12 protein-coding genes are annotated in these 13,936 nt (G+C 59.3%); 5 read left to right on the forward strand and 7 right to left on the reverse strand.

Features of this window, described 5'->3' with window-relative positions; translation table 11 throughout:
• Window positions 1-158: 158 nt before the first annotated feature.
• The 7 genes from ACEQFP_RS06175 to hyaA are packed head-to-tail and all read right to left on the reverse strand — an operon-like array spanning window position 159 to window position 5,852.
• Window positions 159-356 (reverse strand): rubredoxin, encoded by a 198-nt coding sequence (locus ACEQFP_RS06175; RefSeq protein ID WP_005282271.1) that lies wholly within the window; start codon window positions 354-356, stop codon window positions 159-161.
• On the reverse strand, window positions 349-1,206 hold the full coding sequence (locus ACEQFP_RS06180; protein ID WP_005282274.1) for a hydrogenase expression/formation protein: 858 nt from the start codon (window positions 1,204-1,206) through the stop codon (window positions 349-351). Before ACEQFP_RS06180 ends, ACEQFP_RS06175 begins: the two co-directional genes overlap by 8 nt.
• The gene (hyaE, locus tag ACEQFP_RS06185) at window positions 1,203-1,607 is read right to left on the reverse strand and encodes a hydrogenase-1 operon protein HyaE (protein ID WP_005297516.1); all 405 of its coding nucleotides are present in this window, start codon (window positions 1,605-1,607) and stop codon (window positions 1,203-1,205) included. Before hyaE ends, ACEQFP_RS06180 begins: the two co-directional genes overlap by 4 nt.
• Window positions 1,601-2,194 (reverse strand): hydrogenase 1 maturation protease, encoded by a 594-nt coding sequence (gene hyaD / locus ACEQFP_RS06190; RefSeq protein ID WP_035600273.1) that lies wholly within the window; start codon window positions 2,192-2,194, stop codon window positions 1,601-1,603. Before hyaD ends, hyaE begins: the two co-directional genes overlap by 7 nt.
• A complete protein-coding gene (gene hyaC / locus ACEQFP_RS06195) occupies window positions 2,191-2,925 on the reverse strand; it encodes a Ni/Fe-hydrogenase b-type cytochrome subunit (RefSeq protein ID WP_005282280.1) in 735 nt (244 codons plus the stop codon). Before hyaC ends, hyaD begins: the two co-directional genes overlap by 4 nt.
• 18 nt (window positions 2,926-2,943) lie before the next feature.
• A complete protein-coding gene (hyaB, locus tag ACEQFP_RS06200) occupies window positions 2,944-4,737 on the reverse strand; it encodes a Ni/Fe-hydrogenase large subunit (protein WP_005282283.1) in 1,794 nt (597 codons plus the stop codon).
• Window positions 4,734-5,852: a hydrogenase 1 small subunit gene (hyaA, locus tag ACEQFP_RS06205; protein WP_005282286.1), complete on the reverse strand. Its 1,119-nt coding sequence runs from the start codon at window positions 5,850-5,852 to the stop codon at window positions 4,734-4,736. The genes hyaB and hyaA overlap by 4 nt, the downstream gene beginning before the upstream one ends.
• An 805-nt stretch (window positions 5,853-6,657) precedes the next feature.
• Here hyaA and speFL point away from each other — a divergent pair.
• From speFL to ACEQFP_RS06230, 5 genes are all read left to right on the forward strand, one after another.
• Window positions 6,658-6,762: a leader peptide SpeFL gene (gene speFL, locus ACEQFP_RS06210; protein ID WP_109579372.1), complete on the forward strand. Its 105-nt coding sequence runs from the start codon at window positions 6,658-6,660 to the stop codon at window positions 6,760-6,762.
• Between the two features lie 311 nt (window positions 6,763-7,073).
• Window positions 7,074-9,239: an ornithine decarboxylase SpeF gene (gene speF, locus ACEQFP_RS06215; protein WP_109728498.1), complete on the forward strand. Its 2,166-nt coding sequence runs from the start codon at window positions 7,074-7,076 to the stop codon at window positions 9,237-9,239.
• Between the two features lie 106 nt (window positions 9,240-9,345).
• Entirely contained in the window at window positions 9,346-10,677 is a 1,332-nt protein-coding gene (gene potE, locus ACEQFP_RS06220) for a putrescine-ornithine antiporter (RefSeq protein WP_370547196.1), read from the forward strand.
• 15 nt (window positions 10,678-10,692) lie between these two features.
• On the forward strand, window positions 10,693-12,834 hold the full coding sequence (cadA, locus tag ACEQFP_RS06225; RefSeq protein WP_047059123.1) for a lysine decarboxylase: 2,142 nt from the start codon (window positions 10,693-10,695) through the stop codon (window positions 12,832-12,834).
• Between the two features lie 427 nt (window positions 12,835-13,261).
• Window positions 13,262-13,903, forward strand: coding sequence for an RpiB/LacA/LacB family sugar-phosphate isomerase (locus ACEQFP_RS06230; protein WP_068872210.1), 642 nt, complete (start codon window positions 13,262-13,264; stop codon window positions 13,901-13,903).
• The last annotated feature ends 33 nt before the right edge of the window (window positions 13,904-13,936 follow it).

Here is a 13,936-nt window from a genome sequence, read left to right on the forward strand (position 1 = left end):
CTCTCTCCCGCCGTCCAAGAATGTCGTTATCGGCCAATCACGCTACACAAAAGCCCAAAAACCTTATTTTTTTCCAGGATAATCACTCACCGCCCGCAATATGACTACGCCGCCCAGAAGGCGGCGTAGTCATCGCGAACGGGGAGTAACACCCCGCCTCACTCCAGTAACAAGAAGTGTTGCTTATCGGCATCGCACTGTGGGCAACGCCACTGCTCCGGCAGGGCATTAAAGGGCGTGCCCGCCGGGATCTGGCCGATGGCGTCGCCCAATGCCGGATCGTATACCCACCAACACAGGTTACACTCCAGACGCGCCTCGTCCGGGATGGCATGGCCATAGCCGCGCTCAAACATCGGCGCTCTCCTCAAGCCAGCGGCACACATCGCCCAGGCGCTGAGCCGAATCGGCCAGATCCTCAGGCGCCGCCAAGACCAGCTCCGGCAACACGCACACCTCATAGCTATCGAGCAGCGTACCCTTCAGGGTATCCAAGCAACGCAGATGCCAGACATGGCGTAATCCCGTCGAGTCGATGCGGCTCTCACCATAACCGAAGGTGCGGATCTGGATCCGCCCCTGCCCGCACAGGCGTGCCAGGAACAGACGGTCGGCCTCGCTCAGCGGCAACTGGGTGAGGTTGATGCTGTGGGGCTGCCCCGCCGGATCGCGCACATGGGCTAACAGCTCATGGGCTAACGGCAGGCCATTCATCAGCCCGTCGATGGGGGGCGGCAGTAACGAATCGTTGGGTAGCGTGTCGGCGTTTGCCGCCTGCCACAAGGGCAACGGCGCACAGCCCGCCTCCAGTCGATCCGCCAACACCTCGCCATCCCGCAGGCATCGTACCCGCCACAGGCCGCAGAAGATCGCCTCCTGGATCTCACTTTCGCTGCCATCGGCATGCTGAATGCGCACCGAGACCTCGCCCTCGCCCAGCAGGGCGTTGAGGAACTGAATGTCTTCCGCCTGCAGCGTGGTCAGATCCCAAGCCAGCACCTCACCTAACGGCGGAATACGCTGGGCCAACTGCGCCAGCAGTCGATTCAGCAGCGTCATCACCGCCGCGCTGTGGGCACAGTGCTCCAGCGCCGCCATGCTCGGATCGCCGTTCACCTGACAGGTGATCGGCAACGGGTTCATGCTAAAGCTCTCATCGTTCGGCTGGGTTCCCGGCCCTAACAGATGGAAAAAGGTCTCACTCATGACTCTGACTCCTGCGGGGTGGGGCTTTCAACCAAAGGACGCATCAGGGCGATCAGATCGGCCCAGGGATGAATGCCACTCAGCACGCCGCGCAGCTCGCCACTGAGAAACACCAGCGTGGCCGGGAAACGCCGCACGCCGAAGCGATCGCCGATCGCCTCGCTCTGCGCCAGATCGGCCATCGCCACCCGCCAGTCGATATGCGGAAACTCGCGCAATAGCTCGGCGATCATCACCGGGTTGTCGCTCACCTCCGGCGTACGACGCGGATCGCAGCTCAGCAACACCACGCAATCCGGCGCCTGCGCCAGCCAATCGTCCAGATTCGTCTCATCCACCGGCTGCCAGCCGCGCGTCAGCATGCGCTGCCACAGTGCGGAAAATGGGTTGTCGTTTAACACTCCTCTTGCCCCTCCAACGTCATGCGATACTGGCGAATGCGTACCCCCTCGTAGTTTTCCATCGACAGACATTCATAGTTCAGGCAACGCCCCTCCTCGCTCGGCTGTGGGACGATCCCCCAGGCGGCCAGTTGTGCCAGGGCCGCCTGCTCCGCCGCGGGCAACTGGGCGCGCGCCACCTCGGTCAGGCTGCCGCCATAGTCATCCAGCAACGCCGGCTGCAAGCCGACCAGCGCGACATGAGACGGCATGTGGCCGCGAATATCCGCCAATGCCAACACCTCGGAGAAGCTGCTCTGATGCAGACTCATCTTCTTGGCGCTGAGGTAGGCCGGCACCATCTCCCCGGCGTAAGTACGCAGGGTACCTGGCGCCAGACCATAGTCGATGGCATCGAGGATCAACAGGTGGCTGGCGCTCTCGACATAGCCCAGCAGGTTGAGCCCCTGGGTACCGCCGTCGACAATCTCCACCGTCTCCGGCCAGTGATAATGGGCATACAACCGCTCGGCCACCCGTACGCCGAAGCCTTCATCGGCCCACAGCAGGTTACCCAGCCCCATCACCACCACGCGCTGCTCACTCATGACGCCTCCTTGTCGCGTTTGCCTTTGCCAAACTTATGGCTGCGGAATCCGTTGATCATCGTCGAGATCACCGTGTCGTTAGACATGATGTCCTCGCGGATAGCCATATACACATGGCCGATGATAAAGGCGCCGATCAGCCACATGCCGAGACGGTGCCAACTGTGAATGTCGATGGAGTTGCCCCCGGTCCAGTAGAAGAACTCGATCACATAGTGGAACGGGGCGAAGATGGCGTACTGACTATGCTCGCTAAACAGCGCCAAGCCGGTAAGGATCATAAACACCGACATCAGGAAGTAGCCAAACATCGCCGCCTGCGCCACCGGATTATGGCCGATGTCGCCGCTCGGACGCTTCTCCAGGAACAGATACCAACGCACCTCGTACCATACCCCCTGCCACCAACTGCGACGCCAGACCGGCACCACGAACAGTTCACGCGAGTAGTGGTTACCGACGAAGGCCCAGTAGATGCGCCCCAGCAACAACACGGTGAACAGCATCCCTGCGCTGAAATGAACCAGACGGATATAGCCCATGTAGAACAGATAGGTGGCCTCCCCGCTGACCGACGGTAACGGACGGCCGATGAAATAACCGGTCACCATCAGTACCAACATGCAGCCAACCGTCAGCCAATGCCAGAGGCGCACCGGCGCCTCGAACACATAATGACTGACGGCATCATCACGCGCCTCCTCGGCGCGTGGGGATGTCTTTTCACTCATCGCTCTTCTCCTTAGCCCTTAACGAACCTGGACAGAGATCAGTTCACTGCCGTCGTCGCCGAGCACGTGGGTGGAACAGGCCAGGCAGGGGTCGAAGCTGTGCAGGGTGCGCAGGATCTCCAACGGCTGATCGGGGATCGCCATCTGGGTGCCCATCAGCGCCGCCTCATAGGCGCCGATCTGCCCTTTAGGATCACGCGGACTGGCGTTCCAGGTGGTCGGTACCACGCACTGATACAGCTCGATCTTCTGATCACGGATCGACGCCCAGTGACCCAAGGCCCCGCGCGGCGCCTCGGTAAAGCCGATGCCACGGCAGTGTTGCGGCCAGGTGGCCGGTTCCCATTTCTCGGTATTGGCGGTAGCCAGGTTGCCGTTCTTCAGGTTGGTCATCAACTTGTCGAAGAAGTATTGCAGCTTGCCAGCGGCCCATTGCGCCTCGTGCGCACGACACAGAATACGCCCCAAGGTGGATTGGATGCCGGACAGCGGCAGCTTCAACGCAGACATCATGCGATCCACCGACTCGACGGTCGCCGCGTCGCCCTTGTGGTAGGCGATCAGGGTACGCGCCAGCGGGCCGACCTCCATCGGATGACCGCGCCAACGCGGCGCCTTGATCCAAGAGTACTGCGCCTGCTCGTCGAGCTGCTGGATATCGGTGGCGCTCCCCTTGACGTTGCCCGGGTTGTACCACGGATCGGTGATGCCATCGAACGGATGACGCCCCTGCTGCTCGTTGGGATAACGGTACCAAGAGTGGTCGACGAACTCCTGCACCTGCTGCGGATCGGCCAGATCCACCGGCAGCACGTTGGCGAAGTCACCGTTGATCACCGCACCGCCCGGCAACAGCAGGCTCTTCTGGCTGAAGTCGTTGGCAATATCCGGGAAGGCACCATAACTCAGCACGCACTTATCGGACAGGCCGGTACCGATCTGGCTCCACGGCTTGTTAAACAGGCCGATGGCCAGGGCGTCCGGGATCATCACGTTATTGATAAAGTCGGCGGTGCGCGTAATGATCGACTGCACCAGGTTGAGACGCTCCATGTTGACCGCCCCGACCGCGCCACTCTGATCGATGTTGATCGCACACGGCATGCCGCCGACGATCCAGTTCGGGTGCGGGTTCTTACCGCCGAACACCGTATGGATCTTGACGATCTCACGCTGGAAGTCGAGCGCCTCCAGATAGTGCGCGAAGCCCATCAGGTTGGCCTCCGGCGACAGCTTGTACTGCGGGTGACCCCAGTAGCCGTTGCGGAAGATACCCAGCTGGCCGCCTTCGACGAACTTCTTCAGACGATTTTGCACGTCGAAGAAGTAACCCGGCGAGGACATCGGCCAGGAGGAGAGACTCTGTGCCAGCTGCGAGGTGGCGCGTGGATCGGCCTTCAGAGCATCCAGCACATCGATCCAGTCCATCCCGGCCAACTGATAGAAGTGCACCAGGTGGTCGTGGCACCACAGGGTGGCCAGCATGATGTTACGGATGATGTTGGCGTTATCCGGCACCTTGATACCGATGGCATCTTCGATGGCGTAGACCGAGGCCAGGGCGTGCACCCCGGTGCATACCCCACAGATACGCTCCACGAAGGCCCAGGCATCGCGCGGGTCGCGCCCCTGTAGGATGATCTCCAAGCCTCGGAACATGGTGCCGCAGGAGACGGCGTTGGTGATAATGTTCTGATCGTTGATGTTCACTTCACAGCGCATATGTCCTTCGATACGCGTGATCGGGTCCACCACCAGACGACGGCCGGCATCGCTTAAGGTATATCCTTGGGTTTGATACTGGTAACTCATGCCTGTTTATCCTCATTGCCCGGCTGTTGTTCTGCCTGTTTTAGTTGTTGGTTATGGCGTTTACGCTGGTTGACGGCGCTGGCCACCGCATGTACCCCTACCCCGGCGGCGACCACACCCAACGCGGTCAGGCCGACAGTATCGGCGGTAGAGTGGGTCCCCATCTGCGGAATGTCGACCACACGGCTGTAGAAGGAGCCGCGATCCCAGAAGCCGTTCTCGGAGCAGCCTAGGCAGCCGTGACCCGACTGGATCGGGAAGGAGACCCCGTCGTTCCAACGGGTGGAGGAGCAGGCGTTATAGGTGGTCGGTCCCTTACACCCCATCTTATACAGGCAGTAGCCCTTACGCGCGGCGTCATCGTCCCAGCTCTGTACGAACTCACCGGCGTCGAAGTGGGCACGGCGGTAGCATTTATCGTGGATACGCTGGCCATAGAACATCAGCGGACGGCCCATGCGATCGACCTCCGGCAGGCGGTCGAAGGTCACCATATAGGTGATGATGGCGCTCATCACATCGGGGATCGGCGGGCAACCCGGTACCTTGATGATCGGCTTGTCGGTGATAACCTTATCGATGGGGGTGGCTTGAGTCGGATTGGGACGCGCGGCCTGTACGCAACCCCAGGAGGCGCAGGTACCCCAGGCGATGATGGCGCTGGCACCAGCGGCGGCGCGCTTCAGTTTTTCGATGAAGGGTCGGCCGCTGCTGATGCAGAACATCCCCTGCTCGCCCAGCGGCGGGTTACCCTCCACCGCCAGAATGTATTTGCCGTTATAACGGGTGATGATGTCTTCGAAGACCGCCTCGGCCTGGGTACCGGCCGCCGCCATCAGGGTATCGTCGTAATCGAGGGAAATGAGCGAAAGGATGACATCTTTCGCCAGTGGGTGTGAGGAGCGAATGAACGATTCGGTACAGCAGGTGCACTCTAGACCATGGATCCACACCACCGGGATACGGGGTTTATTCTCCAATGCCCAAGCAATCTTCGGTGCCATCCCGGCTCCCAGCCCCAGCGATGTGGCGGCCAGACTGCAATACTTGAGAAAACTACGCCGTGTCACTCCTTGACGGCGCATGGCTTGGTAAAAAGTATCCTCATTATTCATAACGCACGTCTCTTCTCCTTGCCGCACCGGCGGGGACACCGGGCGCGTTTAATCGGCCAACGGCATTCCCCCCGCGGCAAAGGATAAGGCCGCTCCGTGCATGCAGGGCACGGCGAGACGGCAACCATCCCCTCTGCGCGGGCCTACGCCGTCAGGTGATGTTGTAAAAAAAGCGTAGCTAAATTTTTGCAAAAAACAATATAAAACCTATGGATATGTCTTTTTACGACGGATTAAGAACCGTAATTTATTTTTCTGCGATCACCGTCATTTCCCGCTACATTTCGACAAGTTAAGCGTTATCTTCCGCCAAGTCTCACACCCGCGACTGATGCGGAGTCAGACGCCATAACGCACAAAATGTCTCTACCCTACACGCATAACGCCAGTGTGCCATCACCCGATAATGCTATTGGGTATTTTGCTGCCATTTCTACTCGCGCCCATTCAGTGATAGTTACAATACAATGATTTCACCATGAGAAATCATCAATAATGAATAACATTACGCCTTGGGAGTAAATTTAACTATTATTCAACAGGGCCACATTCATTATTGAAATATAATTATCCGTGATGCTCATCGCCTGAATAAACGAAAAAGTAATAACATGAAACAATTGCCAATTAAATTTAATGATAAACATGAGTTAATAAATCAATTTCATCAATAGTGATGAAAATCACAGTATCGTCAGGGCGACGACTTACACTATCGATGCAGTCCAAGATGATCCGAGTACCATACGACCATCTCATCCGCGTTTAGGTTTGCTTTATTTATCTCATAGCGAGAGAGTCGACAATGGAAAACAACAACAAAAACTGGCCGCATATCCGACGCGTGACCCACATTATGATGATGGCTCACCGTAGCTGCTTCGATTTTCATCTGTTCAACGCCCGATAACTCCCCCCACTCGGCAGCCGCGCAGTGCGGCGTGTCATCCCATTGATCTCAATAGCCGATTAGGCCGCATTCATACGCAGCTCTACCCTGTTTATGGCCGAGATCAAACTGATTTCAGACACCCCACAGCGCAGCTATGCTGCATGATGGCGTAAGCCATTCGACAACGCTATTTCCCCGTTACAGTACGGTCTTTGCGATCCGTTACTGCGCTTAGCGTTGCCTAGGAAAAATGAAAAACTTCAACGAATTTATCCCTAATAAATTCGACGAACTTCGTTTGCCTGAAATAATCTAGCGAGATGTACCAAATGGAAAAGTTAACAATAGCAGTGAGTGACGGCATTAAGCCGAGCATTAATAGCGAGCGTCCGATTGTAGCGCTAAATAATAGTGACCTCTGCGAGGTCGCGGCAGTGGTCCTCTCCGTCGCCGATATCCTCGCCGGTGAGTTAGACAAGATCGAACAGAGTGCCTTCGGCTTGCCGGTCTTCGCCGCGCTACACAACGATGAGAGCCTACCCGCCGATTATTTGCCACGCCTCGCCGGGGTATTTACCTGCGACGATGGCAACCAAGATTTCTATGGCAAACAATTGGAAAGTGCCGCGCAGAAATATGAGGCCGCCCTGTTGCCGCCCTTTTTCGGCAGCCTCAAGGCTTATGTTCAACAGGGCAACGCCGCCTTCGACTGCCCGGGGCACCAAGGCGGCCAGTTCTTCCGCCGCCATCCCAGCGGTCGCCAATTCTTCGACTACTTCGGGGAGACGCTATTCCGCTCCGACCTGTGTAACGCCGACGTCTCGATGGGCGATCTGCTGATCCATGAGGGGGCGCCTTGCGCCGCTCAGCAACACGCCGCCCAGGTGTTCAATGCCGACAAAACCTACTTCGTGCTCAACGGCACCTCCTCCTCCAACAAGGTGGTACTCAACGCCCTATTAACGCCTGGTGATCTGGTGCTGTTCGACCGTAATAATCATAAATCTAACCACCACGGCGCATTGATTCAGGCCGGCGCCACGCCGGTCTACCTGGAGACCGCACGCAACCCGTTCGGTTTTATTGGGGGCATCGACGCACACTGCTTTGACGAGAAATACCTGCGCGACCTGGTGCGTGAAGTGGCACCGGAGCGGGCTGGCGAGCGGCGGCCGTTCCGCCTGGCGGTGATCCAGCTCGGCACCTACGACGGCACCATCTACAACGCCCGCCAGGTGGTCGACAAGATAGGTCACCTGTGCGACTACATCCTGTTCGACTCCGCCTGGGTCGGCTACGAGCAGTTTATTCCGATGATGAAAGAGTGCTCGCCGCTGCTGCTGGAGCTGAACGAGAACGATCCGGGGATCCTGGTCACCCAGTCGGTCCACAAGCAGCAGGCCGGCTTCTCCCAGACCTCGCAGATCCACAAGAAAGACCGCCACATCAAGGGACAGGCGCGCTACGTCAACCATAAACGGCTGAATAACGCCTTCATGATGCACGCCTCCACCAGCCCGTTCTACCCGCTGTTCGCCGCCCTGGATGTCAACGCGCGCATGCATGCCGGGGAGAGCGGGAAACGCATGTGGATGGAGTGCGTACGCCTCGGGATCGAGACGCGCAAGCTGCTGCTGCAAACCTGCCACCATATCCGCCCCTTCGTCCCGGAGACGGTCGATGGCCGCCCGTGGGAATCGTTCGACACCGAGGAGATGGCCAACGATCTGCGCTTCTTCGACTTCATCCCCGGTGAGCGCTGGCACGCCTTCGACGGCTATGCCGCGCACCAGTACTTCGTCGATCCCTGCAAGCTGATGCTGACCACGCCCGGCATCGACGCCAAGAGCGGCGAATACCAGGCCTTTGGGGTGCCGGCCACCATCCTGGCCAACTTCCTGCGAGAAAACGGCATCGTGCCGGAGAAGTGCGACCTTAACTCGATCCTGTTCCTGCTCACCCCGGCGGAGGATCTGGCCAAGATGCAGCACCTGGTGGCGCAGATCGCCCGCTTCGAACGCCTGCTGGAGCAAGACGCCCCGCTGGCCGAGGTCCTGCCTTCGCTCTACCAGGCCCATGAAGCCCGTTACCGGGGCTACACCCTGCGCCAACTGTGCCAGGAGATGCATGACCTGTATGTCAGCCACGACGTGAAGCAGTTGCAGAAGGAGATGTTCCGTAAGGCGCACTTCCCTCGTGTGGCGATGAACCCGCAACAGGCCAACATCGCCTTCGTGCGCGGCGAGGTCGAGCTGGTGGCGCTGGCGCAGATCGAGGGGCGCATCGCGGCGGAAGGGGCGCTGCCCTACCCGCCGGGGGTGTTGTGTGTCGTCCCGGGCGAGATCTGGGGTGGCGCGGTACAGCGCTACTTCCTGGCGTTGGAAGAGGGCATCAACCTGCTGCCCGGCTTCGCCCCGGAACTGCAGGGGGTCTACCTCCAACAGGATGCCGATGGCCGCACCCGTGCCTACGGCTATGTCATTAAGAATAATTAATTTACATCAATAAATTAACTCATCGATTGAACAAGGCTCGCGGGGGAGCGCGCCACCAGCGTCATCACGTGCGGCGCGTTTCCCCGCCCATTGCGAGAGAGAAACTATGAGTACGTCTAACGGTAATAAAATGGGCGTAGTACAGCTCACCATCCTGACGGCGGTGAACATGATGGGCTCCGGTATTATCATGCTGCCAACCAAACTCGCCTCCGTCGGCACCATGTCGATCCTCTCCTGGCTGGTCACCGCCTTCGGCAGCCTCTGCCTGGCCTATGGCTTCGCCAAGTGCGGGATGTTCAGCCGCAAGTCCGGCGGGATGGGGGGCTACGCCGAGTACGCCTTCGGCAAGTCTGGTAACTTTATGGCCAACTTCACCTATGCCATCAGCCTGGTGATCGCCAACATCGCCATCGCCATCTCCGCCGTCGGCTACGGCGCCGTGCTGTTCGACTGGCATCCGTCGCCGATCATGACCTGTATCGCCACCATCGCCGTCATCTGGCTGACCACCGTGGCCAACTTCGGCGGGGCGCGCATCACCGGGCGCATCGGCTCCGTCACCGTCTGGGGGGTGATCATCCCGGTGGTCGGCATCTCCATTCTCGGCTGGTTCTGGTTTAGCCCGAACATGTACATCCAGGCCTGGAACCCGCATCACCTCTCCTTTGCCTCCGGTCTGGGCGCCTCCATCGCCATGACCCTGTGGGCCTTCCTGGGGCTGGAGTCCGCCTGCGCCAACTCTGACGCCGTGGAAAACCCGGAGAAGAACATCCCGGTGGCCGTGTTCGGCGGCACGCTGATCTGCGCCATCGTCTACATCCTCTCCACCAACGTGATGGCCGGCTTCGTCCCCAATATGGATCTGGCTAACTCCACCGCACCGTTCGGTCTGGCCTTCTCCTACATGTTCGATCCGACGGTGGGTAAGGTCATCATGGCGCTGATGGTCGTCGCCTGTATCGGCTCGCTGCTGGGCTGGCAGTTCACCGTCGCCCAGGTGTTCAAATCCTCCTCCGACATCGGCTACTTCCCGCATATCTTCGCCAAAGTCACCGCCAAGGATGCGCCGATCGCCGGGATGATCATTCTGGGGGTGGCGCAAACCATCCTGTCATTAATGACCATCAGCCCCTCGCTGAATAATCAGTTCAATTCCTTGGTTAACCTGGCGGTGGTCACCAACCTGATCCCCTACATCCTGTCGATGGCGGCGCTGATCCCGATGCACCGGCTCTACAAGATGGCCAACAAGACCCATGTGATGATCCTGTTCACCGCCATCATCGGCACGGTCTACAGCTTCTACGCCCTCTACTCCTCCGGTTCCGACGCCATGCTGATGGGATCACTGGTCACCTTCGCCGGTTGGAGCTGCTACGGCTTGTTCGTGCGGGACAACAACACCTGCCCGAAAGACAAGATCCAACATGTTTAACATGGAGACGGTTCAATGAAAGACATCCTATTTTTGTGTAACCCGGCGCCGACCTTCAAGCGCATCCCGCTGGACGAGTTGTATGCGCAACTGCGCCAGCGGGGTTTCAACATCGTGGAAAGCACCTCGGTCGACGATCTGCTGGATCTGGTGCGTAACAACGCCCAACTGGCCGGGGTGGTGTTTGATTGGGACAGTTACAGCCTGGATCTGTGCACCCAGATCAGCGCACTCAACGAGCTGCTGCCGCTGTATGCCTTCGCCAACACCCACTCCACCCTGGACGTTAGCCTGGGTGATCTGCGCATGAATATTCGCTTCTTCGAGTACGCGCTGGGTGCGGCGGCCGATATCGCCGCCAAGATCCGCCAGGGCACCGACCAGTACATCGACGCCATCCTGCCTCCGCTGACCAAGGCGCTGTTTCACTACGTGCAAGAGGGCAAATATACCTTCTGTACGCCCGGCCACATGGGCGGCACCGCCTTCCAGAAGAGTCCGGTCGGCAGCCTGTTTTATGACTTTTTCGGCGCCAACACCATGAAGTCCGACATCTCCATCTCCGTCTCCGAGCTGGGTTCGCTGCTGGACCACTCCGGGCCCCATAAGGAGGCCGAAGAGTACATCGCCCGCACCTTCAACGCCGATCGCAGCTACATGGTGACCAACGGCACCTCCACCGCCAATAAGATCGTCGGCATGTATGCCGCACCGGCCGGTAGCACCATCCTGATCGACCGCAACTGCCACAAGTCGCTGACCCACCTGATGATGATGAGCGACGTGACCCCGATTTATCTGCGTCCGACCCGTAACGCCTACGGTATCCTGGGTGGTATTCCGAAGAGTGAGTTCGCCCACGACACCATCGCCGAACGGGTGAAGAACACCCCGCACGCTACCTGGCCGGTGCACGCCGTGGTGACCAACTCCACCTACGATGGCCTGTTCTATAACGCGGAATATATCAAGCGGACCCTGGAGGTAAAATCCATCCACTTCGACTCCGCCTGGGTACCCTACACCAACTTTAGCCCGATCTACCGGGGCCTGAGCGGCATGAGCGGCGAGCGGGTCGAGGGCAAGGTGATCTATGAGACCCAGTCGACCCATAAGCTGCTGGCCGCCTTCTCTCAGGCATCCATGATCCATGTGAAGGGGGACTACAATCCCGAGACCTTCAACGAAGCCTACATGATGCACACCTCCACGTCGCCGCACTACGGCATCGTGGCCTCCATCGAAACCGCCGCCGCGATGATGAAGGGCCAGGCGGGCAAGCGACTGATCCAAGGCTCCATCGAACGCGCCATTCGTTTCCGTAAAGAGATCAAACGGCTACGTGCCGAGTCCGACGGATGGTTCTTCGATGTCTGGCAGCCGGATAACATCGACGACGTCGCCTGCTGGAAGCTGGAACCCAACGCGACCTGGCACGGCTTCAAAGAGATCGACGACAACCACATGTACCTCGACCCGATCAAGGTCACCCTGCTGACGCCGGGGATGAAGGCCGATGGTACCCTGGCGGACGAGGGCATTCCCGCCGCCATCGTCGCCAAGTATCTCGACGAGCATGGCATCATCGTCGAGAAGACCGGGCCGTATAACCTGTTGTTCCTGTTCAGTATCGGCATCGACAAGACCAAGGCGCTCAGCCTGCTGCGGGCGCTGACCGACTTCAAGCGCGCCTACGACTTGAACCTGCGCGTCAAGAACATGCTGCCGTCGCTGTACCGCGAAGATCCCGAGTTCTATGAAAACATGCGCGTCCAGGCGTTGGCCCAAGGGATCCATGCCCTGATCCAACACCATAACCTGCCGGATCTGATGTACCGCGCCTTCGCGGTGTTGCCGACCCCGGTACTGAATCCGCACGACGCCTTCCAGCAGGAGTTACGCGGCCAGGCCGAAGAGATCGCGCTCGACGAGATGATAGGCCGGGTGAATGCCAACATGATCCTCCCCTACCCACCGGGCGTACCGCTGGTGATGCCGGGAGAGATGCTGACGGAGGAGAGTCGCCCGGTGCTGGAGTTCCTACAGATGCTGTGTGAGATCGGCGCGCACTATCCCGGCTTCGAGACCGACATCCATGGCGCCTATCGCCAGGCCGACGGGCACTATACTGTCAAGGTGCTGAAGTCGGCCTCATGACGCCGCGCCGGCGCCCGCTCACGGGGCGACGCTGATCGCCTCACCGTGTGGGAGCTCCCACCCACACGCCATTGATGACGCGGCGGGCCGTCGCCGTGTCATCCTGCCCACGGCCCGCACGTCACCCGGCGCGGTATGCGTCGACGTGTCTCGGCCGTAGGCCTTGATGCCGGCGGATGAGGAGGTGCTCCTCAGCCAACCTTCCTCGGTCCACGTCCCCTCCGTCGGCTTTTTTTTCACGCACCTGACCCGCGAGGGCAGGCTGTGTGCCACATCGCAAATAATAAAACACAATTTCAATTTAATTGAATTGATAGACCGCTGACAGTAGACTACCCCCAGACACGCGGATGGATTTCCGCCCCCGCGGGCCTTCCCCCGGCGGAGATCGCCGCCCTTCTCTTGGGTTACGATGTAAGGATATGTTGTGAAAATTGCACTAATGATGGAAAACAGCCAGGCCACCAAGAACGCCGTGGTGTTGCAGGAGCTTAACGCCGTCGCGCAGGCTGGCGGACATCAGGTCTATAACGTCGGCATGAGCGACGAACAGGATCACCATCTGACCTACATTCACCTGGGGATCATGGCCAGCATCCTGCTCAATGCCAAGGCGGTCGACTTTGTGGTCACCGGCTGCGGCACCGGCCAGGGCGCCCTGCTCTCCCTCAACGCCCATCCGGGCGTGGTGTGCGGTTACTGCATCGATCCGGCCGACGCCTTCCTGTTCGCCCAGATCAACAACGGCAACGCCCTCTCCCTGCCGTTCGCCAAGGGGTTCGGCTGGGGCGCCGAGCTGAACCTGCGCTACATCTTCGAGAAGGCCTTCGCCGGTGAGCGTGGCCAAGGGTATCCGCAAGAGCGTCGCGAACCACAGGTCCGCAACGCCGCCATCCTCAACCAGGTCAAGGCCGCGGTGATCAAGGATGACTACTTAGACACCCTGCGCGCCATCGATGGCGATCTGCTGAAGACCGCCGTCGGCGGTGCTCGCTTCCAGCAGTGCCTGTTCGAACAGGGCCAGGATGCGGCGATCATCGACTTCGTGCGTAGCCTGCTGGCCGCCTAAGGCGATACATCCATAGCGCAACGCCGCCCAATG

Source organism: Edwardsiella sp. A.80236, assembly GCF_044540725.1.
GTDB classification, from domain to species: Bacteria; Pseudomonadota; Gammaproteobacteria; order Enterobacterales; family Enterobacteriaceae; genus Edwardsiella; species Edwardsiella tarda.

Bases quoted from the DNA above. Each gene is read 5' to 3' on its own strand.
- ACEQFP_RS06180 (WP_005282274.1), bottom strand. From the start codon at position 1,206: ATGAGTGAGACCTTTTTCCATCTGTTAGGGCCGGGAACCCAGCCGAAC.
- speFL (WP_109579372.1), top strand. From the start codon at position 6,658: ATGGAAAACAACAACAAAAACTGGCCGCATATCCGACGCGTGACCCAC.
- cadA (WP_047059123.1), top strand. From the start codon at position 10,693: ATGAAAGACATCCTATTTTTGTGTAACCCGGCGCCGACCTTCAAGCGC.
- hyaB (WP_005282283.1), bottom strand. From the start codon at position 4,737: ATGAGTTACCAGTATCAAACCCAAGGATATACCTTAAGCGATGCCGGC.
- potE (WP_370547196.1), top strand. From the start codon at position 9,346: ATGAGTACGTCTAACGGTAATAAAATGGGCGTAGTACAGCTCACCATC.
- hyaD (WP_035600273.1), bottom strand. From the start codon at position 2,194: ATGAGTGAGCAGCGCGTGGTGGTGATGGGGCTGGGTAACCTGCTGTGG.
- hyaC (WP_005282280.1), bottom strand. From the start codon at position 2,925: ATGAGTGAAAAGACATCCCCACGCGCCGAGGAGGCGCGTGATGATGCC.
- ACEQFP_RS06175 (WP_005282271.1), bottom strand. From the start codon at position 356: ATGTTTGAGCGCGGCTATGGCCATGCCATCCCGGACGAGGCGCGTCTG.
- hyaA (WP_005282286.1), bottom strand. From the start codon at position 5,852: ATGAATAATGAGGATACTTTTTACCAAGCCATGCGCCGTCAAGGAGTG.
- speF (WP_109728498.1), top strand. From the start codon at position 7,074: ATGGAAAAGTTAACAATAGCAGTGAGTGACGGCATTAAGCCGAGCATT.